This window comes from Paenibacillus sp. QJM3NY_38, assembly GCF_056173265.1.
Genome location: NZ_CM149665.1, coordinates 4,282,147 through 4,305,150, shown reverse-complemented (window position 1 = coordinate 4,305,150; position 23,004 = coordinate 4,282,147). Strand labels below are relative to the sequence as shown.

19 protein-coding genes, 1 pseudogene and 1 riboswitch are annotated in these 23,004 nt (G+C 50.9%); of the genes and pseudogenes, 14 read left to right on the top strand and 6 right to left on the bottom strand.

What is annotated here, in order from left to right; all coding sequences use genetic code 11:
* Positions 1 to 53 precede the first annotated feature (53 nt).
* Complete coding sequence (locus AC0VZ8_RS19785) at positions 54 to 1,310, bottom strand: ABC transporter substrate-binding protein (protein ID WP_194543333.1); 1,257 nt, start codon at positions 1,308 to 1,310, stop codon at positions 54 to 56.
* Between the two features lie 438 nt (positions 1,311 to 1,748).
* On the opposite strand from AC0VZ8_RS19785, the gene yqeK reads away from it, so the two are divergent.
* The 7 genes and pseudogenes from yqeK (at position 1,749) to AC0VZ8_RS19750 (ending at position 11,434) form a co-directional block, all read left to right on the top strand.
* On the top strand, positions 1,749 to 2,378 hold the full coding sequence (yqeK, locus tag AC0VZ8_RS19780) for a bis(5'-nucleosyl)-tetraphosphatase (symmetrical) YqeK (protein WP_475487723.1): 630 nt from the start codon (positions 1,749 to 1,751) through the stop codon (positions 2,376 to 2,378).
* A gap of 29 nt (positions 2,379 to 2,407) precedes the next feature.
* Positions 2,408 to 3,139, top strand: coding sequence for a metallophosphoesterase family protein (locus AC0VZ8_RS19775; RefSeq protein ID WP_475484162.1), 732 nt, complete (start codon positions 2,408 to 2,410; stop codon positions 3,137 to 3,139).
* A 288-nt stretch (positions 3,140 to 3,427) separates the two neighbouring features.
* Positions 3,428 to 4,859 (top strand): annotated as a pseudogene (locus AC0VZ8_RS19770) (SWIM zinc finger family protein).
* A 26-nt stretch (positions 4,860 to 4,885) separates the two neighbouring features.
* The gene (locus AC0VZ8_RS19765) at positions 4,886 to 6,748 is read left to right on the top strand and encodes a HEAT repeat domain-containing protein (RefSeq protein WP_475484161.1); all 1,863 of its coding nucleotides are present in this window, start codon (positions 4,886 to 4,888) and stop codon (positions 6,746 to 6,748) included.
* Between the two features lie 16 nt (positions 6,749 to 6,764).
* Entirely contained in the window at positions 6,765 to 7,868 is a 1,104-nt protein-coding gene (locus tag AC0VZ8_RS19760; protein ID WP_071220404.1) for an ATP-binding protein, read from the top strand.
* The gene (locus AC0VZ8_RS19755) at positions 7,847 to 10,219 is read left to right on the top strand and encodes a DUF5682 family protein (RefSeq protein ID WP_475484160.1); all 2,373 of its coding nucleotides are present in this window, start codon (positions 7,847 to 7,849) and stop codon (positions 10,217 to 10,219) included. The genes AC0VZ8_RS19760 and AC0VZ8_RS19755 overlap by 22 nt, the downstream gene beginning before the upstream one ends.
* A gap of 3 nt (positions 10,220 to 10,222) precedes the next feature.
* Entirely contained in the window at positions 10,223 to 11,434 is a 1,212-nt protein-coding gene (locus AC0VZ8_RS19750; RefSeq protein ID WP_475484159.1) for a VWA domain-containing protein, read from the top strand.
* Between the two features lie 96 nt (positions 11,435 to 11,530).
* Here AC0VZ8_RS19750 and AC0VZ8_RS19745 read toward each other — a convergent pair whose 3' ends face one another.
* Positions 11,531 to 11,707, bottom strand: a complete 177-nt coding sequence (locus AC0VZ8_RS19745) for a hypothetical protein (RefSeq protein ID WP_201259381.1) — start codon at positions 11,705 to 11,707, stop codon at positions 11,531 to 11,533.
* 235 nt (positions 11,708 to 11,942) lie between these two features.
* On the opposite strand from AC0VZ8_RS19745, the gene pxpB reads away from it, so the two are divergent.
* The 4 genes from pxpB (at position 11,943) to AC0VZ8_RS19725 (ending at position 15,132) form a co-directional block, all read left to right on the top strand.
* Positions 11,943 to 12,662 (top strand): 5-oxoprolinase subunit PxpB, encoded by a 720-nt coding sequence (pxpB, locus tag AC0VZ8_RS19740; RefSeq protein ID WP_475484158.1) that lies wholly within the window; start codon positions 11,943 to 11,945, stop codon positions 12,660 to 12,662.
* Positions 12,659 to 13,663, top strand: a complete 1,005-nt coding sequence (locus AC0VZ8_RS19735) for a 5-oxoprolinase subunit C family protein (RefSeq protein ID WP_475484157.1) — start codon at positions 12,659 to 12,661, stop codon at positions 13,661 to 13,663. The genes pxpB and AC0VZ8_RS19735 overlap by 4 nt, the downstream gene beginning before the upstream one ends.
* A gap of 6 nt (positions 13,664 to 13,669) precedes the next feature.
* Positions 13,670 to 14,428: a LamB/YcsF family protein gene (locus AC0VZ8_RS19730; protein ID WP_475484156.1), complete on the top strand. Its 759-nt coding sequence runs from the start codon at positions 13,670 to 13,672 to the stop codon at positions 14,426 to 14,428.
* Between the two features lie 65 nt (positions 14,429 to 14,493).
* Positions 14,494 to 15,132: a pyroglutamyl-peptidase I gene (locus AC0VZ8_RS19725; protein WP_475484155.1), complete on the top strand. Its 639-nt coding sequence runs from the start codon at positions 14,494 to 14,496 to the stop codon at positions 15,130 to 15,132.
* A 170-nt stretch (positions 15,133 to 15,302) separates the two neighbouring features.
* Here AC0VZ8_RS19725 and AC0VZ8_RS19720 read toward each other — a convergent pair whose 3' ends face one another.
* From AC0VZ8_RS19720 to AC0VZ8_RS19710, 3 genes are all read right to left on the bottom strand, one after another.
* On the bottom strand, positions 15,303 to 15,704 hold the full coding sequence (locus tag AC0VZ8_RS19720) for an immunity 7 family protein (RefSeq protein WP_475484154.1): 402 nt from the start codon (positions 15,702 to 15,704) through the stop codon (positions 15,303 to 15,305).
* A gap of 19 nt (positions 15,705 to 15,723) precedes the next feature.
* Positions 15,724 to 17,877: a restriction endonuclease fold toxin gene (locus tag AC0VZ8_RS19715; RefSeq protein WP_475484153.1), complete on the bottom strand. Its 2,154-nt coding sequence runs from the start codon at positions 17,875 to 17,877 to the stop codon at positions 15,724 to 15,726.
* A gap of 192 nt (positions 17,878 to 18,069) precedes the next feature.
* The gene (locus tag AC0VZ8_RS19710; protein WP_475484152.1) at positions 18,070 to 19,203 is read right to left on the bottom strand and encodes a phosphodiester glycosidase family protein; all 1,134 of its coding nucleotides are present in this window, start codon (positions 19,201 to 19,203) and stop codon (positions 18,070 to 18,072) included.
* 234 nt (positions 19,204 to 19,437) lie between these two features.
* On the opposite strand from AC0VZ8_RS19710, the gene AC0VZ8_RS19705 reads away from it, so the two are divergent.
* Genes AC0VZ8_RS19705 through AC0VZ8_RS19695 form a run of 3 tightly spaced genes read left to right on the top strand, consistent with a single transcriptional unit; the run spans position 19,438 to position 21,376 of the window.
* On the top strand, positions 19,438 to 19,806 hold the full coding sequence (locus tag AC0VZ8_RS19705) for a GntR family transcriptional regulator (protein WP_009591066.1): 369 nt from the start codon (positions 19,438 to 19,440) through the stop codon (positions 19,804 to 19,806).
* On the top strand, positions 19,806 to 20,696 hold the full coding sequence (locus tag AC0VZ8_RS19700; RefSeq protein WP_475484151.1) for an ABC transporter ATP-binding protein: 891 nt from the start codon (positions 19,806 to 19,808) through the stop codon (positions 20,694 to 20,696). Before AC0VZ8_RS19705 ends, AC0VZ8_RS19700 begins: the two co-directional genes overlap by 1 nt.
* Positions 20,693 to 21,376 (top strand): hypothetical protein, encoded by a 684-nt coding sequence (locus AC0VZ8_RS19695; protein ID WP_475484150.1) that lies wholly within the window; start codon positions 20,693 to 20,695, stop codon positions 21,374 to 21,376. The genes AC0VZ8_RS19700 and AC0VZ8_RS19695 overlap by 4 nt, the downstream gene beginning before the upstream one ends.
* Positions 21,377 to 21,393: 17 nt before the next feature.
* On the opposite strand, the gene AC0VZ8_RS19690 is transcribed toward AC0VZ8_RS19695, so the two are convergent.
* Positions 21,394 to 22,719, bottom strand: a complete 1,326-nt coding sequence (locus AC0VZ8_RS19690) for a voltage-gated chloride channel family protein (RefSeq protein WP_475484149.1) — start codon at positions 22,717 to 22,719, stop codon at positions 21,394 to 21,396.
* Positions 22,720 to 22,791: 72 nt separating this feature from the next.
* Positions 22,792 to 22,852, bottom strand: a riboswitch (Fluoride riboswitch).
* Positions 22,853 to 23,004 lie beyond the last annotated feature (152 nt).

Here is a 23,004-nt window from a genome sequence, read left to right as displayed (position 1 = left end):
TTTAAGTACTCCTAACAATCGGAAAGCCATACCTCGCAAAACAAGAACCTTGGTCAGCGCAGCAGTTCTTTTTTGACTCTGGCCAGCGCGTCTTCCCAGGCTTTATCAGGATTTTTGCCCTGGAGCGCAACGGATGACAGCTCTCGATTGACAATGCCGTTTACATTAGCGAATTTACCACCGAAATAAGCAGGTTTGACGTTACGCGCAGATTCCGAGAACACCTCGCCAGTTGCCTGATTCCCGAAAAATTCCTCGGGCTCCTTCATCACGGGGGCATCCAGCGCGTCTTTGGCGGAAGGGAAGAGGTTGATCTTCTTAAAGGATTGAACCTGATTTTCCGGACTCTGAATATATTTCATCACTTCAAATGCTTCTTGCGGATATTTACTCGTCTTCATAATGGCCAGGAAGGAGCCGCCATTGTTGCCGTCCCCGCCAGGGGCGCGTGCTACTCTCCACTTGCCGCTGGTATCCGGCGCCGCCTGCATCAATATTTCCTTCATCCACACCGCACCGACAAAGGAAGCGACCCGTCCATTGTTCATGGCGGCATTCCATTCGGAGGAGGACGTATTGGCGTTGGCGCTTAGCTTCATCTGGGAAGCCTTCACCGCCGTATCCCACGCCGTTTTCATGGAGGACTCGGGAGTTTCGCCGATAAACGTATTGTCCTCGGCAAAATATATGCGTTCAGACTGAGCATTCATTTGCGTGTAAATGTTGGTGATGTTGTCGAGCATTTTCACTTTTTGATCAAAATGCTCCTGCAGCTTCTGCCCGGCTTCGAAGTATTGATCCCACGTGCCAAGCTGCGCGTGGACCTCTTCCGGTTCGGTCGGCAGCCCGGCTTCCCCGAACAAATCGGCCCTGTAATATAGGGCCGTTGGCCCCGTATCGATCGGAAGGGCAATCATGGTGCCTTCCGGGGTAACGCCAAGCTTCCATTTCCAATCAAGGAAATCCGGCTCGATATCCTTGGCGCCCAGCTCATACAGATCGTAGAAACGGTCCGAGCTCGTAAACAGCTCTGCCACCCAGTCGTTAAAAGCGACGATGTCCGGTCCTCCGGAACCGGCCGCCAACGTTGTCTTTAGCTTCGATTTGAAGTCGCCACCGATTTTTTGCGCATCGATTCGAATCCCCGGGAATTCTTTTTCAACAGACTTAATCAGCTCATCGTCCAGGCTTCGGTTCCAGTACCAGAGTGTAAGCGTTTTCGTTTTTTCGGTGGAAGCATTTCCCGTGCAACCACTGATGATCATAACAAGAATCAGTAACCCCAAGCTAACCATCCTGCGTGTATTCACTATCGTCAGCCTCCTAACGTGGTGAAGTCGGTGATGCTTAAATCTTATTCAGTTACCAAGCTCGCGTGAGTAAAATATATGATTACGTAAATAAACATTAGACTAAAAATCGAAACATTCCATATTAAGGAATAATAAATGGACAAACCGGGGGCCTTATAACGGATCGATCAAGTCTTTCCTAATATATCATTGCTTCCTCCTTCCAATAGGTTCGTTATGTCTTGCTCAACGTTGATATCCCGCATCATCTGCACGAATGGGTTTGGTCGATGATGCGTAGAATCGGATGACCTCCTTTCTTTGACTTTCTTGTATAATAGCTTCAAACTATTCTCAGTATAAGTTAATATTGTATGGAAAATGAAGTGCTAGATTGGTAAATTCAAGGAATTGGGTGAGGTGAAACGAGTGAACGACCCGCGTAAGCATCGCTTGATGATCAGCTCCTACCGTGAGCTTGGGGGACACGATCTCACCGGAAATCTTAGGAATGACGTGGTCCGCTTTCTGCAGAAACACCAATGCCCAAAAACAGCAGAGCATGTGCTTAAAGTGGGGGAGGAAGCCCGCAGAATTGCAATTCTCTATGGTGCCGATCCGAACGCTGCTGAATATGCCGGGTATCTGCATGATATTAGTGCCGTTTTTCCGAATTATGTCCGCATTCAAGTATCCCGTGAGATCGGTTTGGAAGTATTGCCCGAAGAAGAGTTATTTCCCATGATCATCCATCAGAAAATATCGGCATATATGGCTGAGGATTTGTTCAAGATTACAGAACCGGAAATATTGAACGCTGTTGGTTGCCATACGACGTTGAGATCCAAGGCTTCTTTGCTAGACAAGGTACTGTTCGTCGCTGACAAATTGGAATGGGATCAAACGGGAATCCCCCCGTATTCAGAGGAGGTTACGGACCAGCTGCAAATCTCGCTGGATCATGCGGCATTCGAATATATTCAATACTTATGGAATCGACGTGAATTGCTGAAGGTAGTCCATCCCTGGCTTCGAGACGCATATGATGAATTAAGGGATTCACTAAGCCATAACCACAGCAATTAAGAAATAAACGAAGCTTGGAGGCGGGTTCATTGACGCAAATTGCATTGATCTCCGACATACATGGAAACATCCCTGCGCTGGAAGCCGTTCTGAAGGATATCAAACAGCGGAGAATCGAAACCATCTACTGCCTGGGCGACTTGATTGGCAAAGGCCCGCACGGAGATATCGCGGTTGATATGGTGAGAACCCATTGCCAGCATGTCATCAAGGGGAATTGGGACGACTTTATAGGTAAGGAAACCGATGATCCGGTCCTCCTATGGCATCAGCATAGACTCGGACGCAAGAGGCTTCAATATCTTGCCGATCTTCCGTATATCCTTGAGTTCATGATGAGCGGTAAATGGATCCGGTTGTTTCATGCATCGCCCCGCAGCGTGTACGAGCGAATACAACCATGGGATGGCCAGGAGAAGCTTGAAACCTTGTTTCACAGTTCCCCGCTGGGCGGGGATCCGAGAATCGCGGACGTTGCTGGTTACGGGGATATTCATAATGCATATCACCAGCATCTGGACGGGAGAACGCTATTTAATACCGGCAGCGTCGGCAATCCCCTTGAAATGCCTGAGGCCTCCTATGTCATTTTGGATGGAATCTATGACAGCGAAGATCCGGCTCCTCTCAACATTCAATTTATTCGCGTGCCTTACCCTATTGAACAAGCCGTACAGGATGCCCTGGAATCCGGCATGCCTTTCCCTGAAGAATATATTCTCGAGGTTAGAACGGGGCGGTATCAAGTAAGGAAAGATTAATGATGGTATCGATTTCTGAAGAGCCGGTTTTGCCGGCTCTTTTTTTTAGAGATAAGAAAGTATAAACTTCCAAGGCTTAGCATCCTTATCTCGCATGAAAAAATTCCGCTTAATGCAGTTTCCTTTATTACCCATTAAAGGATGAAGATGATTGAATGAATAGGAATGAGTGTTCTTAAATAGGTCTTAAGAAGGGTAGGGAGTCTGGCGCAGATTCGATATGATTAAAAGCAATGGATAATTTTGCTGTGCATGACCGGCAGCGACTTGATTTAGGAGGGTATGAGTTTGGTTGAGATTACAGAGTCATGGATCGATTCGCAGGCACCGAATAGCGCGGCCATAAAGAATGGGCAGGGTCTTGTCAAAAAAGGACGGTTTCTGCAGCTCCATCATTCGGTGGATCATGCCGTACTTTTCGGCACATGTGCTGGCAGCGGAAGTTCCGATTACCAGCCGTCTGCCGATTTTGCGGTACCGGAGAAGCCCGTTATGCGGTGTACTTGCCCGAGTCGGCAGTTTCCGTGCAAGCATGTGCTTGGACTGCTCTATGCGTATGCAGGCGGAGCATCGTTTACACCCGCCGAGGTGCCGGAGGATTTGGCCGCCAAACGGGAGAAAGCGGAGAAGCGGGAAGAGCGTAAGCTCAAAGAAACAATCGAAGGGGCAGCGCCCAAACCGAAGAAGATCAACAAATCGGCATTAAAAAAGAAAATCAATGCGCAGCTGGAAGGTCTGGACGTATTAGAGAGGCTGATCCACTCGTTGATCCGGAACGGATTAGGAACATTGGATAAAAAGGAACAAAAGCTGATCCAGGAACATGTAAAGCAGATGGGCAACTATTATTTATCGGGTGCTCAGGCGGAACTTCGCCGCCTGGCGTTGGTGCTGTCAGACAAAGACCAGGAAAAAGCTTATACATATGCGGTGGAGCAGCTTGCTGTTATGAACGCAATCATTAAAAAAGGCAGACCATACCTGACTTCAAAGCTTGAGGATCCGGATATGGCGCTGGACCATGAGTCGACGATTGAGGAATGGCTGGGGCACGCCTGGCAGCTGACGGAGCTGCAAAGCTTCGGACTCGTAAGTGAAGAGGCGGAGTTGATACAGCTTTCCTTTCTGAGTTATGCCGACGATGCACGGCTGGAGCATGTGGATATCGGATACTGGATTCAGAAGGACAGCGGCGAAATTCACCGAACGATTCAGTACCGTCCCTATAAGGCCGCCAAGCTGATGCGTGAGGAAGACAGCTTTTTTCGAAAAAGCCCGAGTCCCAGTGCTTTATCGTTATCCGGGGGATATGAACCGACGGGTCCGCTTTGAAGAGATGGCTTCAACTCCGTTGACAGCGGAGGATTTCCTTTGGATTCACGAATATGCGGCGAACTCTTATGCTGACGCAGTTAAAAAGGTGAAGAACCAGCTGAAAAATCCGCTCGCGGACAGCCATCCCGTGATGCTGCTGCATGTTTCCCGGATCAGCCGGAACGACGAAGGTCAGTATGCCATCACGGATGAAGCCGGACAGTCGATTGCCCTTGGCGACGTGTTTTTACAGTCGACTGTGCCGATGCTGCGGTATTTGCCGGAGGAGAAGCTGAGCGGCGTTTCCATGCTGGTTATGTTTGAGCACAGCCTGACGACGGGCCGCCTCTTGGCGCAGCCGCTGACCCTTGTTACGAATAACGAAATCATCCGGCTGTTGTACTGAGCAGGGATAACGAAGGAGGAACGACCATGAGTACGGCATTACTGCAGGAGCTTAACCAGGAGGTTAGGCGTTTATATATTGCCGGCAGCGAACTCGCAGCCGGCGACTTTCGCCTCAAGAGGCTGCTGCCGCAGTTTCAGCAGTTGGGAGAGCGCGCTCCCGTGTTCAAGAGATTGGGTGAAGGGATAAGCGCTTTAATCGAACCGGAATCCGGAAAGGAGACTCCGTCGGCTCAGCTGCTTCAGGATTTGAACCAGCTGCTGAGCTCTGTGCTGCATACACAAGGAACAACAGCCCCTGAAGGAGAGCTCCATCCGGTAGACCATCATCCGGTTTCACTGTCATCCCATTTATCCTTCCGCAAGCTTTCCGCTGTACAGACAGCGCTGAGTACAACGGGCGGCGGTCGTTACGAGATCATAGAAGAAGCATGGAAGGAGGGCTTGTTCCGTGATTTCCGGCTGGTATACCTTGCGATTGAAGCGTTGAATGACCCTTATGTGGAGATTGGCGAGCTAGCGGCCAATGAGATCTTGCCGTCGTATGGACCGGAAATCATTCCATTTCTGATGGAAAGCTTTAATCCCGCGGGCGGAAAGTCGGAGTCGCGCAAGCTGAAGGTGATGGCCCAAACCGGCGGCAGGGAAATAGCGGAGCTGATCCGACAAGCGGCCGAGATCGGCAGCGACGAGGTGAGGTGCATGGCGATCAAATTGCTTGCCCGCTACGACGAGTATGAAGCTGATCTGATGGAATGGAGTAAGAGCAAGAAGAAAGTCATCCGCGAAGCCGCATACGACGCGCTTGCAGAGAACGGTTCGGAGCAGGCTGTGGAGCGATTGTATGAAGCGGCTCAAGGAAAAGACCAAGAGCTGGTTAACCCTGCCCTTGGCAAATGCCGGTCCGCCTTGTTGACGAATTGGCTTGTACGAGACATGTCCGCCGAGCTTCAAGCGGTTTCCGAATTTCCGGATGACAAGTCAAAGCTGGAGGAGAGCTGGAGCAAGGTGAAGCGCTGTTTGTGGGCACTGCACGATAAACAAAGTTCTGCTCTCGAAGAGCTGTACCGGAACGTGCTTCAGCAATATTCCTTATATATCAAGTCTTTGGGCTGGGCATACCTTATGAATGAAGCGGTCATTTACATGAATCGTGTAGATTCCGAGGAAGCCAGGGAACTGCTTCGCCAAAACGCGGAGAACGATTTGGAGCAATACAGACATAGCAGCTCATATGTCCGCGAGGTATTCCAAAAAGCCGCGCGCGTGCTGCCGCCGGACCGCGTATTTGAACAATACAAGGACGTTCTGCTGCAAGGCTTCGCCTCCTCGTCGCTTGGCAACGCGGCCAAAGAACGAAAAAGGCTTCTGGACACCCTGTCAGATATGGTTATCCATAGGCAGTATAAACCGTATGAGGAAGTTATGCCGTTTACGGGGAAGGAGAGTTACACGTATTACGTGGAAATGCTTCCGCAGGAGCAGCTGCAAGCAAGCTGGGATGACAGATGGCTTGAGCTGTTTATCGAGCAGGATGAGCTTGCGCTGGTAAGCGCGTTCGCCCGCCGGGGACATCACGGAGCCGAGTCGTATTTACTGGCGAAACTGAAGAACTCGCCGGAATTCCGCAACCGTTTTGCCAATTTGATCATTATGGGGCTTGTTCGTTCCGGCATGAAGGACGAAGCGTTATTTGAAGCGATCGTGGTCGCACTGGAGGATAAGCGCAATCAGGACTGCTACATGATTGAACCTTTTATATTCAAGCAGCTTTGCCGATTACCGGCAATGTATTATGACCGCGTTCTTGCGGTGCAAGGCAACTTTCGGGACAACGCCGAGGATCAGCTTCGTTACATCCTCCGGATGATGAGAGAGCAAGAAATTTAAAGGAGTGAATAAGCCCATGGCAGCAGGACAAGAGCAATTACAAGATATCATGCGGCAGCCCGCGGAACTACTGTTCCGTCACGAGCTGGAAGCACTGCGTAAGGAGGATTCGGGAAACATTCCAGCCGGATGGCAGATGTCGCCTCAATCCGTACTCAAATTCATCGTCGGCGGCAAGGCAGGCAAAACGGATATCACGCCTAAATATATCGGGAACAAGCGGCTGATCGAGATGGCGGTTGCTACCTTGGTCACCGACCGTGCTCTATTATTGATCGGGGAACCAGGCACGGCCAAATCCTGGCTGTCCGAAAATCTGGCCGCGGCGATCTACGGGAATTCCGGTCTGGTTGTTCAGGGAACGGCGGGAACGAGTGAAGAGCATGTCCGTTATTCCTGGAACTATGCCATGCTGCTCGCTCAAGGCCCGACTCCCGAAGCGTTGGTGCAGAGTCCGATCATGCGGGCGATGGAAGCGGGAGGGATAGCCCGCTTCGAAGAGATTTCCCGCTGCGCCTCCGAGGTACAGGATGCACTGATCTCCATTTTGTCGGAAAAGACGATATCGGTGCCTGAGCTCGGTAAAGAAATGAACGCGCGGAAAGGATTCTCTATTATCGCCACTGCAAATACAAGAGACCGCGGCGTCAATGAGATGTCCACTGCGCTTAAGCGCCGTTTCAATATTATCGTTCTTCCCGCTCCAGCGGATCTGAATACCGAAATCGAAATCGTAAAGAAACGGGTGTCGGAGATTGCCTCCTCGTATGATCTGCAGGCTGCTGCTCCCGCAGATGAAGCACTGCTCAAGGTCGTGACGATCTTTCGTGAGCTGCGCAGCGGCATGACGCTGGATAAAAAGGAAAAGGTGAAGTCCCCGGCCGGAGTGATCTCGACGGCTGAAGCGATATCGCTCCTGACGAACAGCATGGCGCTGGCAGCGAGCTTTGGCAGCGGTGAGCTGACGGACGAGGACTTGGCAGCGGGACTTCAAGGGGCGATTGTGAAGGACGATGATAAAGACCGGCTCGTATGGAAGGAATATCTTGATAACATTATGAAAAAACGCGGAGCGGAGTGGCGGGGCTTATATAACGCATGCAAGGAGATCAACCAGTGAATGCTGCCGGCATACATGTTTTTGGAGTTCGGCATTTGTCGCCCGCCGGTGCGAAGCATGTACTGGACTTTCTGGATGAGATCAATCCTACGGCCGTGCTCATCGAAGGGCCGTCGGATGCAAGCGGGGAAATACGTCATCTGACTCAGGCAACAACCAAGCCGCCGGTAGCCATATTGGCTTTTACCGAAGAACTGCCCGTACGAACGATTTTGTGGCCTTTTGCGGTATATTCCCCTGAATATCAGGCCATGAGGTGGGCGCAGAAGCACGGAGCTTATGCCGCATTTATCGACCTGCCCTCATCTGCTGCCGTCTGTCTGCAGGATCTGCGCCGCAGCTCGGATGACGAAGCGCGCGTGAAAGAACTTGAAGACGAGGAACTTGGTTCCGACTCGGTACCAGCTGGACCGATGGACGAAAGTCGGCCGGACGAAAAATCCATATATGAGCGGATTGCCGAGCTTGCCGGCGAATACGATTACGATATGTACTGGGAGCGGAGCTACGAGCATAATTTGAGCGAAGGATCTTACCGGCAATCCATATCAGCTTTTTCCATGGAGATGCGAGAGCTGTCGGAGGAGAAAGAGCGGCGGGAGGATAGTGTGAAATACGCCTACAATGCCGTCCGGGAGTCGTATATGCGCCGCCAGATTGTTGAAGCGATTGCGGCGGGGCATGACCCCGAGCGCATCGTAGTCGTGTGCGGGGCTTACCATGCCTCGGCCCTTCGCGATTTGTCCAGCCCGATGAGCGGCGAGGAATTGAATCAGCTTCCTTCCCGGATAACCAAGCTGACGCTTATGCCATATTCCTATTATAAGCTGTCGTCCATTTCCGGTTATGGTGCCGGGAATATCGCTCCCCATTATTTTGAGATGATGTGGGAACGAATGCAGGAGGGTTCTCTGGCGGAATTGCCGCATCATTATTTATCCATGGTGGCGGGCTCGATGAGAAAGAACGGCACCCACCGCTCCACGGCGGAGGTGATCGAAGCCGTCCGGCTGGCGGAGTCGCTGGCAGCGCTCCACGGGGGCGGTCTCCCGACACTTCGGGATTTGCGGGATGCGGCCCAGACACTGCTTGGGCGCGGCGAACTTGCGGTCGTGGCTGAGGAGCTTGCACGTGTGGAGATCGGCACGGCGATCGGCGAGCTGGCGGAAGGCGTCAGCCAAACCCCGATCCAGGACGACCTGAACCGCCAGCTGAAGAGGCTGAAGCTGGAGAAGTATAAATCGGTTGTAGCCAACGATTTAATATTGGATTTGCGCGAGAACCGGAGGGTAACCTCGAAAGAGTCCGCGTATCTCGATTTGAACCGGTCTTTTTTGTTTCATCGCCTGAAGCTGCTGGGGATTGAATTTGTTAAGTCCAGACCCAGCGGGCAGGAGCAAGGGGCATGGGCGGAGCACTGGGTTGTGCAATGGACGCCGGAGGTTGAAATTCAGGTCGTTGAATCAACGCTGCTGGGGGAGACGGTAGAGGTGGCTGCCGCTTATATGCTCCAGCAAAAGCTGGCGGGCTGCACCTCGATTGCCGAAGCTTCTACGCTGATCCGTATCGCGTATGAATGCGGGATGATTCATCAGATGGAAGCAGGTCGGCAGACCCTGCAAAAGCTTGCTGTGGACAGCCGCGATGTCGTTCAGATTGCGGCAGCCTCCCGGGAGTTATCCGTGCTGATCCGTTATGGCGGGATCAGGCGGATGGATACGGAACCCCTTGTACCGCTGCTGCAGCAGCTCTTTATGCGCGCTTGCTTGTTTCTGCTCGATGGCAGCCAGTGCAGCGACGAGGTATCAGGCTCGATGATAACCGCCATGAATGAGCTGAACAGCGTCGCATTGGAGCATGCGGGGCAGGTGGACGAGGAACTTTGGCTGCAAGAGCTCGGGCATTTGTCCGAAAGAGATGACCTGAACGCCCGTTTGTCGGGATATGCATGTGCGGTATTGATGGAACGGAATGCGATTTCCGCCCGGCAGTGTGCCGAAGAAGTGTCGCGGAGATTATCCCCCGGCATTCCAGCCGATTTGGGAGCAGGATGGTTTGAAGGCTTATCGATGCGGAACCGGTATGCTCTTCTCTCGCGGTTAAGCCTGTGGGAGCAGTTGAATGAATACATCCAGTCCCTGGAGGATGATGAATTCACTCGAGCGCTTGTTTTTTTGCGCCGGGCGTTCAGCAGCTTTTCGACGAAGGAGAAGACGATGATTGCCGAACTGCTTGGCGAGCTATGGGGTGTGAATGCAGAGCAGGCTGCCGAGATTTTGACCGGTGACCTGAAGGAGGAAGAAGCGAAGATGATTGACGACTTGAATGATTTTGACTTTGAGGACTTTTAGGCGATGAGCTGCATACCGGAACCCAACCAAATATCGCGTTGGCGGCTCATTCTGGGCCAGTCGGCTGAACCTCAGCTAGAGGGCTATAGCCCCGGGGGAAGCATACAGCTGTCGGAGGAAGAGATGATTATGGACCGCGCGCTGGCCGCGATTTATGATAATACGGACGGCGGGGCGGAAGCCGGAAGTGCGGCTGCGGGGCAGCGGGCAGCCGGGCAAGGAAAATCGGCTCCCCGGCTTGCGCAGTGGCTGGGGGATGTCCGCTCCTTTTTCCCCGAAGACGTGGTGTCCATTATCCAGAATGATGCCATGGAACGAAAGGGCTGGAAACAGCTGCTGTTTGAACCGGAGGTTCTGGCTACGGTCAAGCCGGATATACAGCTGGTTGGTACGCTGCTGTCCCTGAAAGGGAAGATTCCCGAGAAAACCAAGGATACGGCGCGCCTGCTGGTGAAGGCGGTTGTGGATGAGCTTGTCCAGCGTCTGCAGGAGGATATTCGCCGGGCTGTGACAGGGGCCTTGAACCGCAGACAGCATACCCCGCTTCCTTCGCTCAGCGGTATTGACTGGAAGCGGACGATACAGCGAAATCTGAAAAATTATGATGCGGACCGCAAGCAGATCGTGCCGGAGCGTTTTTATTATTTTGACAGGGCAAGACGGAGCAAAGAATGGACGGTTATCGTGGATATCGATCAGAGCGGTTCCATGGCGGAATCCGTCATCTGGGCTTCCGTTATCGGATCCATATTTGCAAGCATCCCCTCGCTAGACACCCGTGTGGTCGTATTCGATACGGAGGTCGTTGACCTGACGGAGCAGTGTGCCAATGATCCGGTGGATATGTTATTTGGCATCCAGCTTGGCGGCGGAACGGATATTCATAAATCGGTCGCTTATTGCGAGCAGTTTATTGAAGAACCGAAAAAAACGCTGTTTATCATCATTTCGGACCTGTATGAAGGCGGCAATCAAGCCGGGCTGATCCGGCGAATGCGTGAACTGCGGGAAGCGGGGGTCAAGACGATGTGTCTCCTCGCATTATCCGACGAGGGAAAACCGTTCTATGATGAGCAGGTAGCCAAGCTGCTGTCCAGGGACGGAACACCTTGCTTTGCATGCACCCCTGCACTTCTCCCGCAGTTGGTCGAAGGCGCCCTCAAAGGGCATGATCTGGCCGAACTAGCGAAGCGGTTAGGCACCAAGGGGATATAAACCGGAAACTCGAATGAAAAGAACATGATTTGCGAAAAAAGACCTCACAGAACGATCCTGCAAACAACGGATCTTCCGTGAGGTCTTCAACTTGTATTATTGTTGGTTCTCGGAGCTATGACCAGCGTTTGGCTGCTGCTGTTTAAATACCTCGGCTGCTTCTTCGGCAGAGATCTCGGTGTCGAATTCACCTGGAATCGGCATTTTGTTCAATTTCGTGGTTTGAACTTCTGCTTTTGTCGGTTCGTTACTGTTCTGGTTTTGTGGGCTCATGTTGGTGGCACCTCCTTATCAAAGTACGTCTTTTGTATTTTGCCAACCATTCCCTGAAATTATACAGATATACAGCATGGACGCTTGGCCTGATCCGTCAGAGTCAGCTGTTCCTGATCCCATCGACAAATAATAAAACTGCATATTCAACGGATGGCTGTTTCTCTGCTATCATAGGAATAATCATGCAATGATTGAGGATAATCAGCAGTACATATGGAATGGAGAATGTCCTATGAGCAAGTCTTATTCATTCTTCCCTTTAGGGGATTCGGCTGTTCATATTCAATTCGAAAATATCGTGAGTGAGAAGGTGCATCGCCAGGTCACGGCTATGACGAGACGAATAGAGCAGAACCCTTTTCCAGGCTGGATCGAATGCATCCATTCGTATACGAGCGTAGCGGTTTACTATGATTATGATAAGATCGGCAAACCGGACGGATTCGATACCGTGTTTGCTTACGTCTGTTCGATGCTCGAGCAGCGGATGGAGGCGGGAGCCGGAGAGAAGAACACCACGAAATATGAGGTTGTTGACATACCGGTTTGTTATGGGGGCGACTATGGGCCGGATCTGGATGAAGTAGCTCAGCAGAACCACCTTACCCCCAGGGATGTCATTCGTATTCATTCCGGGCAGGATTACTTGGTATACGCCATTGGATTCGCGCCCGGCTTCCCCTATGTTGGAGGTATTCCGGAGCAGATTGCGACACCGAGGAAACAGACTCCCCGGCTGCATATTCCGGCTGGATCCGTAGGAATCGCCGGCACGCAAACCGGCATATATCCGATCGAGACGCCGGGCGGGTGGCAGATTATCGGCCGGACGCCGCTCGTTTTATTTCGTCCCGAAGCCGAGCCTCCAACGCTGTTGAAGAGTGGGCAATATATCCGGTTTCGGCCTATTCAAGCGGAGGAATACGAACAGTTAAGGGAAGTGGGCCTATGAGTATAACCGTTATAAAGCCGGGACTTCTTGTGACTCTTCAGGATGCGGGAAGACGGGGTTACGGCAGATACGGGATTATCACGGCTGGAGCAATGGATAATTCCGCGTATCGGATCGCCAATCGACTAGTCGGCAATGAGGATGACAGGGCCGTTCTGGAAATTACATGGTCAGGATTCGCGGTTGAATTTCATAGCGATCGGTGGGTTGCCATTACCGGCGGGGATTTATCACCCTCGATAGAAGGCGTGAAGGTTCCGATGTGGCGTCCCGTGCTGATCAAAGCAGGCCGTGTTCTGAGGTTTCAACAGCCGGTAACGGGTTGCCGTGCTTATGTGGCGGTGTCGGGCGGATTTGATGTCTACCAGGTAATGGGCAGCAGCAGTACGTATTTAAGGGCCGGAATCGGCGGGTATGAAGGGAGGCCGTTGAAGACGGGGGATACGCTGCATACCCATCCTTCTATGCTTCCTGTGGTCTCGTCTGAACGATACCTTGATGATTATGGCGGTTTCCTTACCGTAAAATGGGCCGTCTTCTCTCCTGAAAGGTATCCTGGTCCAGGACAGGAGACGGTGGTACGTGTGCTGAAAGGGCGTCAATATGATGACTTTGATGACAGCAGCAAGCACGCGCTGTTCGGAGAACGGTTCACCGTAACTCCGCAATCGGACCGTATGGGCTACAGGTTGTCCGGTCCGCTGCTTCAATTAAGCCATGCTAAGGAATATATATCCGAGCCGGTAGCCCTTGGAACGGTACAGGTACCCGCAGATGGCCAGCCTATCATTCTAATGGCAGATCGGCAGACGCTTGGAGGCTATCCCAAAATTGCACAAGTGGCAACCGTCGATATTTCGCTGATCGCTCAGCTGTCGCCTGGAGCAACGATTCGCTTTGCGGGTATTTCGTTGGCTGAAGCAGAACAGCTCTACTCGGCTCATGTTCGAGAGTTTCGAATGTTGGAGGCCATGATCAAGATTAAATTAAAGGAGTGGTGAGTCAGCATGGTTCGAGTGGACCTGAACTGTGATATGGGAGAGAGCTACGGTGCTTACAAATTAGGCAATGATACTGAGCTTCTTCGCAGTATAACTTCGGCCAACATCGCTTGCGGATTTCATGCAGGCGATCCGGCGGTCATGCGGGCAACGGTCCGTCAAGCGATCGAGAGCGGTGCCGCAATAGGCGCGCACCCGGGCTTGCCTGATCTGGCCGGCTTCGGAAGAAGAAGAATGGAGATTACGGCTGCCGAAGCTTATAATATGGTAACCTATCAGATTGGAGCCTTGATGGCTTTTGCGATACAGGAAGGGTCCGGGCTGCAGCATGTAAAACCTCACGGTGCCCTGTATAATATGGCTGCGACCTCCAGACCCCTTGCGGATGCGATTGCATCGGCAATCAAGGATATCGATCCGACACTCATTCTGTATGGGTTGGCAGGCAGCGAGTTAATCGCAGCGGGGGAGAAGGCAGGGCTTCGCACAGCAAGTGAAGTGTTTGCGGATCGTACCTACCAGGATGACGGCACACTCACGCCGAGACATCTGCCGGATGCCATCATAACCGATCCCGAGGCTGCGGTCACGCAAGTAGTCCGGATGGTGAAAGACAGAGTGGTAGTTACCCTGAGCGGCAAGGTGATCCCCATTACGGCAGATACCGTCTGCATTCATGGAGATGGACCGCATGCAACGTTATTCGCGAGTGCCTTGCGATCACGGCTCGAGGCAGAAGGCGTAAGCGTTCAAGCACTGCTATAATAAAAGCTGGTATGCGATTTTCGTGACCCGGCAGCTTACATAAAAGAGTACAGGAGATATGATACATGCTAAAAATATTAATTTCAGGCTTTGAACCTTTTGGTGGGAGCTCTTTAAATCCAACGGAGAGACTGGTTGAGGAGATTAAGCACGACTCCTTCCCCGGCGCAGAGATCAGAACGCTGCTTCTTCCCGTACATTACGATGAGTGTGCGGAGATTCTGCTGAAAGAGATGAAGGCATACGAGCCAGATGCAGTCATTGCCTGCGGCGTGGCGGGTGGACGGACCGCCATTACACCGGAACGAATCGCCATTAATATCAAGGACATACCGCCGGAATCGACGATTTCGGATAATCGGGGAGTTAGACCTCAAGACGAGCCCATAGACGCTGACGGACCGGACGGACTGTTTTCAACCCTTCCCATCCGTTTGATGGTCAACCGGCTGAAGGAAGCGGGAATTCCAGCTGCGGTATCCAATACAGCCGGAACGTATATTTGCAATAATACGATGTATGCGATTTTGAACGATATTCGCCTAAAGCAAAAGTCTGCTATTGGTGGCTTTGTGCATTTTCCGGCATCGACGGAGATGGCCGTGGAGAAGCCATCCTTGCCGACGTTATCCCATGAAACGATGTTGAATGGCCTGAGGATCATCATACAGACAACGATGGATGAATTGAATGGACGAGCTTAAGTCACAGTGGCAATCACATTCTATTTGTGCAAAGAGTATGTAGTTACATCATTGAATAGATGATCCATATCCAGATAAACCATAAATCCCGTAACCCGCCATCCATGAGAACATCATGACATAGCGAGTAACGGGATTTCTTTTATTATCTAACTTTAGTTATCATGTCATTAATCGACTTCGTCTTCGATCACCGGGACGCAAGGGGAGAGAAACGGATCGCTTTGTTCCTTCAACTGCCCGCGTGCCAGCACCTTGACCCGGAACTCGTTATCATAGCCTTCCAGATTCTCATCATCTCTGGTATACAGAAGACCGTATGAACCGGGAGCGATTTCGCCGATCAATTGGTACAGCGCCTCGATCTCGGCAGCCTCGGCTCCCTTGCGGTTCGTAAAACCTCCGATATGAAGGTAATAGGAGCCGTTAGCCGCATTTAAGGATAACAAGCCGCTTCCCCATGCAAATTCGGTTATCTTAAGCTGTATTTTTTGAATGATCATGTCGAGCTGCCCGGCATCCGCCTCCGCAGGATTCTCCTGAATGGCAGCCCAGCCGTGAAATTCATACATGAATGCTCACTCCTTGTCGTTATAATGGATCGGTATCAATGTGGACTTCTATTCCATATCTTTGGCTGTATTCATGTAATTTGTCAATAACCGATTGGGCGGGCTCCCCTTCAAAATGATAATAGACCTTTCTGCCGGTCTGCTCCGCAGCTTCGAAGGTCGCTTTCATTTGATCGCGGACCTTTTTGTTAACCTGCTGCAGTGCAGGCTTGGTCTGGGCAACATATTCATCGCTAATGGCGTCGAATTCCCTGCCGATCGGGTCGGAATCAAACTTCATTCTCGATTCGCCGCCAAGTCGCTCCGCAAGCGCATCCGCGGCAGCATCCGGCTTGTTAACCTTCTGCAGCTCTCCGGAATATCTCGGTACCTCTTGCGGGGTTCCTTCCGTTTCGTCAGGTTTTTCTTCATCCGGTTTATCATTCGGCTTATTGTCATCGGGCTTTTCGTTGTCAGGCTTATCTTCCTCCGGCTTATGCTCACGGTCATCGTCCGGCTTTCTCGGAACCTCTTCCGGCTGTTCATTCGTAGTGTCCGGTTTCGGATCGCGCGTTCCGCCAGTGGGAGCATCCGGCTCATTGCGTGTTTTCAAACCTAGCTTCTCGGAAAGCGTATCCAGCCACCTTCTCGCAGTGGGACCCAGCTTATTGGACAGCCAAGATACTCCTTTACCTATCGGAATGCGGCTGAGGATGACGGCTAACACGGCAGCTGCCGCATTTTGAGGAGAAAGCAGCTTCTTCGGATCGCGGATGTATCCGGCAATCTCGTGTCCGCCACCCGCAATGCCTGCGCCGGTCAAGGCAATGCCAAGAGCAGGCCAGAAGCTGACAAACAGCAGGGAAAGGGCAAAGGCTCCCAGTATGATACCCGCTTGTTCCCAGCCGCTAAGCCGGTCCCACCAATTCTGGAGTGAGTCGAACAAGCATGAAAAACAGGAGGAGTCAGCAGCGATCATCGAAGTGCCGATACCGGAGAGAATCCCTGCAGCAAGCATGAGGATGCCGATAGCTCCCAGAACGGCAGTATACTGTCTAACCTTCTCCTGAATCTGATCCCTTTGGCTTGCTGCTTCAAGATTGCCATATAATAACGAATATCCGAGCTCGCGCCGTTCTCGGTAGAATGCCATCAGGTAACCTAGGCGTTTCCGGTCTGTTAAGAGAGCCCGCGCCATCTGCCAACACTCCGTTAATGGATTGATAAGGCCCTCACCCTTCAGAACCGGGAGACGGTCACGGATTCGATGCAAATCGAAGTAGTCGATGAACAAACCTGCAACCAGCAGGAGCAGGAAGAAGCCTTCGGTTCGGTAGCCTTCACCGGTCCAGTCATGAAGAGTCAGTATCCACTCCGGCAGCCGATTCTGCCCATTCCAGGCCGCATGGTTCAGGATCGCCCAGAGGAGAAGGACAGCCGGAAAAGCATAGGTCCAGCGAGAGAGACGCTTGGCGTACCGGAAAGCGATGCCGATTCCGAGGGCGATCATGGCACTATGTACAGGATGCGTAACATTCATCATGGTCGGAATAAAACTTTCCTCGAAGTAGCCTGGAAATAAATCAAAGAACTCCCAATGAAGCGTTTTACCGCCGAGAAACGACACCCCGTAATTGCTTTGGACCAGGCGCCTCGACAGCTCCTCCATAAATTGAAAGCCAATGCCGGGGGCAGCCCCTAACAATACATAATCGCTAAGGCTTAACGTCGTGGCTCTTCTTGAAAAAAACAAATACAGTCCGAGAGGCAATAGCTTGTAAATTTCCTCAACAATCGGGGTCATGACGGCAAATGACCATGTGTCGGTAGTGCGTCCTCCAAAAATCAAATGAAGTCCCTGCATGTTCCCATTGGTCAAGGGAATGACCAAAAGAACCCCTGAGAGAACAAACAAGCTGACCTGCTTCCAGGCAACGGTTTTGCTTCGGCTGAGCAGCCAAAATTGCAGCAATACGTAGAAAGACCACAAATATTGAACTAGCATGGTCCGTGATTCTTCGATCAGCACCAGACTAATAACGAGCACAAGTAGGGAAAGCCAGGAAAACAAGTGATACACCTTGGCAATGAAAGGGTATCTCCTAATCCATTCCCTCCAAACCCGATATATCCCCTCGATCATGTCCCTGATTTTCGTCCGAATGACCGCGATAGACGATGTAATGGAATCCACCCCCCGCTGAATGAACCACCAGCCTACGAATCGTTCACAAAAGACAGTTTGCTATATATTTACACAATTGGTGCTCATGGTGAAACATTTTCTTGATCAGCATATGCAGCTCGAAGCGGAGGTAGTGCTGCTTATGAAGAAAACCCCTGATCAGCCGGTAGAAGAACCGGATAAACAGGGGAGAGGAGGTAACTATTTATATTTTACGACAATGGCATTACTAATCTGCCGCCCAGGCGTCGTTAAGTACGATCCATTATAATACAAGCCGCTGGAGGCACCGCCATCCAGGTTCATTGCTTGGTATGCCCCGGCTTGCTTCATGATGTCCGCAAGCTGTGGAATGGTTGCTCCGCCAGTCGTTAACATGATCAGTTTATGATCCTTTGTGATACCTAACGCGCTCCGTGCGCCGCCGCCTGTTAGAATCTTCGGATCTTTGAAGCCTTCCTTCTTGACGTCCAGGGTGACCTTGCCGTCAGTCAGCAGACGCGGGCCAGCTTGAAGGGCTCCTTCCATATGTCCGGCATCATATACGGATTTGAAATCAAGTCCTGGAATCATGGCGGCCAGACTGTTGCTGTCATAGGTGAAGATCGTTCGATTATCCCCCGAGGCCTTGTGCAAAATATTGCCATTGCTGACCAAATAGCCGTAAGGCGCTTTGTATGCACCGGAAGTGTAGGCATCAAAGAATGTGCCGTTAATAGCTACTACGGCTTTGCTGCGCTTGGCTATACTGCGCAAATCCTCGACTTTCCCTGCTTTATTGCCTGCCAGAACAACGTCCAGTTCCACCTTCGGATGGAGAAGTGAAACGGTGACCACCTGTGCGCTGAAGGAACGGGAGCCAACCTTAAAGGTTTTTCTAGTCGACGTCACGGGCTTGGTTTGGCTGGATATGAATGTTCCTGATAGAACAGGAAGCGTGTGTGCTACATTCCTGTCCGTAATTTTCAGGGTGGATCTATTATGGCCCCAGGATAGCTTTAAGCCCAGATGTTGACTGACGAATTGCAGGGGTACATAGGTAGAGCCGTTTTCGGAGAACGGGATTGCTTTAGCCTGAACCCTTTTGCCATTTACGTAGGCATTCCGACTGCCCAGGTATAGGGTGAGAGCTGTATCTTCGCGTGTGATATGGAGTTTTTTTTCAGCAGCTGTATACGCCACTTTTACACCATCGTAGGTCTTGAGTACCCCGACCGAAATATAGGACTGGCCGTTCTTGTCCACATAAGCCAAATTCTTGGCGGCGGATGCGGCATACAGCGGTGTTATTACCGTCAGCATGGCTAGTACAACGATTGCAATGATTCTTTTCATGTTCCTCTCAAGCTCCTTCTTCTCTTTATCTGTAGTGGGCAACGCTGGATTTGCGCCTATACTTTATCGGAAGTTAAGGACTATTTGTTTAGGACAAAAGTCTGATGTTTGCTTAATATTTGTAAATATATTCCGACAACCCATTGACAAGGGGCTTCATCTCTTATATGGTTAATTACATGAGTAACTAACCAATGATGCAATGAAGGTTATAAACGAAAGTTGGTGAGGTAAATGGCATTTCAGATTGATGACAGCAGACCGATATTCATGCAAATTGCCGACAAAATTGAAGACGACATCATCGAAGCACGACTGCCTGAGGAGACACAGGTTCCGTCAACGAATCAGTTTGCAGCCTTTTACCAGATCAATCCGGCAACGGCTGCCAAAGGCGTAAATCTGCTGGTGGATCAAGGGATTTTGTACAAGAAACGGGGGATTGGCATGTTTGTAGCCTCAGGGGCTCGTGAATTGCTGATGGAGAAGCGCAAGACGGAGTTTTATGAGCAGTACGTTGTCGCCATGGTTAAGGAAGCGGCGAAACTTGGGATTACCAAAGATCAATTATCGGAAATGATCCGCAGAGGGGAGCAAGACTGATGAGCCAAACCGTGATTGAAGTCAAGAATTTGAGTAAGAAATATAAGGATACTATGGCCGTCGATAATGTGAGCTTTAAGGTAGAAGCCAACAAGATCTACGGATTGCTGGGAAGGAACGGAGCCGGCAAAACGACCATCATGCAGATGATCACAGCGCAACTATTCGCAACCCAGGGTGAGATCCGCGTATTTGGTGAGCATCCTTATGAAAATCTAAAGGTCATCCAGCAGGTATGCTTTATTAAGGAAGGCCAGAAGTATCCGGATCTGTTCACGGTTAGGGATGTGATGGAAACTGCAGCGAGCGTATATCCGAACTGGGATGCGGAATATGCCAAGGAACTGATCGAGGTATTTCGATTGCCCATGAAGCGACTCGTGAAAAGATTGTCCCGCGGTATGCTATCGTCGGTTGGCATCATTGTCGGACTCGCCAGCCGCGCACCCATTACGATCTTTGATGAGCCTTATCTGGGTCTGGATGCCGTGGCCAGAGAGCTGTTCTATGATCAATTGATCGAGGATTACACCGATCATCCGCGTACGATAATTCTGTCCACGCATTTGATCGACGAGGTTAGCAGACTGCTGGAGCATATCATTGTCATTGATGGCGGGAAAATATTGCTGGACGACGCCACGGATGATTTGCGGGGACGCGCTTATACGATCGTCGGTCCCTTCGGGATGGTCGAATCGTTCATCCAGGGGCAGGAAGTGATCCATCGGGAGTCTTTCGCTTCCATGTTGTCCGTTACGTTAATGGGAAGCGCATCAACGAAGTTAAAAAAAGAGGCGGAAGAATTGGGTCTGGAAACAGCCCCCGTCTCCCTTCAGCAGTTAATCGTATATCTGACTAAGCGTGAAAAGGTGGGGGGCCAACTATGAACGGAATTCCTGGCGTACTGCGTATTTATACGAAACAGAAATTATCCTGGATTTACTTGCCTTGGGCAATCACAGCATTCAGTTTTCTGACTAACTATTTTATCAGCCTAATGGTTAATGGAGATTCATTCTACGCCGGTGGCTTGGCTACGATTTTTATCTATGTCTTTGTCGGGGCTTTGGTTTCGGTGCTGCAGCTGTTTCCATTCGCCCTAGGGTTCAGTATTCGAAGAACGGACTTCTTTGCAGGATCTGTTCTTATGTTGGTTTTGTACAGCATCTTTACGTCAATCATTTTATTGGTATTAGCTGAAGTTGAACGGTCAACGGGTTCTTGGGGAAATCGGGTATCTTTCTTTAAACTGCCGTATTTAAATGACGGCACGTTGCTAGAACAATTTATGATCTATTTCATAGTACTGATTTCATTTGCCTTTATCGGGATAGGAATCGGCGTGTTCTATCTTCGTCATCGCGGCATGAAGACCTTTGTTATGTTTGCGGCCTATTTCATTCTATTGTCGGGGGCCAGCGTTCTGGTCACCCAATACGGCTGGTGGGGGCAAGTGTTTGACTGGCTTGTCAAACATACTGCCTTTGAATTATCCCTGTGGTTCATTCCGATCACGCTCATCCTTGCTCTCTTTAGTTACCGTTCGATTCGCAAAAGCTCGGTGTAAAGGCAAAAGACGTCCGATTACTTGGGCGTCTTTTGTTTGTGCTTCTGTTTATTTAACGTCTTCGCACCCGCAAGCGTTGTGCCCAGCGGAAACGAGAGGAGCGGGTGTTTGGATATGCCGATTTGTTGGGAGCTATAGATGCCGGAGTGCCCGGAGAACAGGTAACTGATAACGCAGGCCATCAACATATACACGGCGCCTTCCCCGCCGAACAGTTCGATTCCCATAATAAAGCAAGCAATCGGGGTGTTCGTCGCTCCGCAGAAGACGGCAATAAATCCTAGTGCAGCCAGGAACGGAGCGTATAATCCGATCCATTCGGATAACGCGTTGCCCAGCGTTGCCCCGATGGCGAACAGCGGAGTTACTTCCCCTCCTTGGAACCCTGCTCCGAGCGTCAGCGAGGTAAAGAGGATTTTGCCGAGAAAGGCGAGAGGTGATACCTCGTCTGTGAAGGAGGCTTCAATCAGGGGGAGTCCTAGCCCCAAATATTCGCGTGTCCCAAGCAGATAAACCAGCGCAATGATGATGATGCCGCCGACAGCGCTTTTGATCATCGGATTACGGAAGAAATAACCGTACCACTGCTTCAAGGAATGGGTTAGCTCACTGAATAGCCGGCTTGTCAGACCAAAGAGAATCGAGGCGAAAATCACCTTTAGGATCACGAGGAAACTCAAAGCCGGAATTTCTCCGATCGGATAATGCAGATGGCTGACGCCCCATAGGGAGGTGGCGATCAGATTCCCGACCAAGCTGGCTACGAATGCAGGGAAAAGGGCTTGATGCGAGATCAGTCCGATGGCAAGCACTTCAAGTCCGAATAGCGTTCCTGCCAGCGGTGTGCCGAAGATGGATCCGAAGCCGCCGCTAATTCCGCAGATTAGCAGTATTTTTCGATCCGCCGGCGTAACGCGGATAAGCTTACCGAACCACTCCGATAAACTTCCTCCCATCTGAACGGCAGTGCCCTCACGTCCTGCAGATCCCCCAAACAGATGCGTGATCAATGTCCCGATTAGCACTAAAGGTGCCATGCGCAATGGAATGGATTCCGTACCGCCATGGATTTGTTCAAGGATGAGATTATTCCCTTTGGTGCTGCTCTTGCCAAACTTGTAATATAGGAAGCTGACCCCGGCCCCTCCCAAGGGAAGGAAGAACAGCAGCCAAGGATTCTCCATGCGAAGGGAGGTAACATAGTCCAGACTGTAAAGAAAGAAGGCGGAGGCGCTGCCCGTCATCAATCCTATAAAACCTCCCAGAACCATCCATTTGATGAAGTAACCGGACAACAAGGCGTATGGCCATTTTTCGGCAGCGTTAAACCATTTTTTAATCATGAAATTTCACCCGTTTCTATATATTCGCCGCTAACCCTTCAATACACAAACAGACTCCTACCAGGAAAGCGACCTCTGGTAGGAGTCATTAGCTATCGAAGCGGTTATGGCGAACTCCATCGCCTCATTCAATTAGCATTTATTGTAATGGAATAGAGGTTTCCGTGTCAATGGCACAATCCATTAGGAGCGGGGCATTTAGTTAAGCCCAAAGCAGTATCGCTTATATTTGGAAAAAAACGCTTGACTTGGGCATGGACTTTTTTCAGGTGGGAAATTCAAGAT